The 739-nt window shown below is 52.9% G+C and carries 1 protein-coding gene; it reads left to right on the forward strand.

Features of this window, described 5'->3' with window-relative positions:
- On the forward strand, positions 1–739 hold a 739-nt coding region (locus PPL9_RS22640), incomplete at both ends, for a DNA topoisomerase (RefSeq protein ID WP_244273442.1).

Below are 739 nucleotides of genomic sequence, written 5' to 3' on the forward strand. Positions count from 1 at the left end.
GGCGTCAGGCTCCAGGCAAGCCCGTTGATCTTCCAAGCTTGCAAAAACAAGCTGCCAAATGGGGATGGACGGCAAAGAAAACATTAGACGTTGCGCAGACGCTTTATGAGATCCACAAGCTGACAACCTATCCACGCGCTGCTGTGCGCTACCTTCCTGAGAACATGGTTGAAGGAGCAAGCGCTGTGTTTGCCGCTCTTGTTGGCGGCGGCTATGTGAAGGATCTGGACTGGCAGGCCCCAACAATCAGGACAGGCAAACGCGGTGTGTTCTCAGATGCCGGACTAGCTGGTGAATCTCATCATGCCATCATTCCCAATCCAGCTGTGATTGATCAGTTTTCAAAGATCATTGCAGGGCTGAACGCTGATGAGCGAAAACTGTTTGATTTCATAGCCAAGACATTCCTTGCAGCGCTTGGCCCTGATTATGAATATCACCAGACGCAAATTGCTATCAGTGTGTCGGTGAACGGTCAGGCTGTTGTCTTCAAGACTGTGGGCCGCTCGACAATTCAACCAGGCTGGCGTGCTGTTTACGGTGAGTTCATCGAGGACAGACCGCCCTCAGAGAGCGAGGCCGAACTGCCTCGGGTCGCAGACGGTGAAGGCGTAGGGATCTCAGCTGTCAGCATTGATGCCAAGAAGACAAAGGCACCAGCTCGCTACACGGAAGGGTCTTTGATTGAAGCCATGCAAAACGCATGGAGGTTTGTTGAAGATGAAGGCCAGCGTGCACG

Origin of the sequence: Pseudovibrio sp. POLY-S9 (assembly GCF_001431305.1) — a bacterium.
Classification (GTDB): domain Bacteria; phylum Pseudomonadota; class Alphaproteobacteria; order Rhizobiales; family Stappiaceae; genus Pseudovibrio.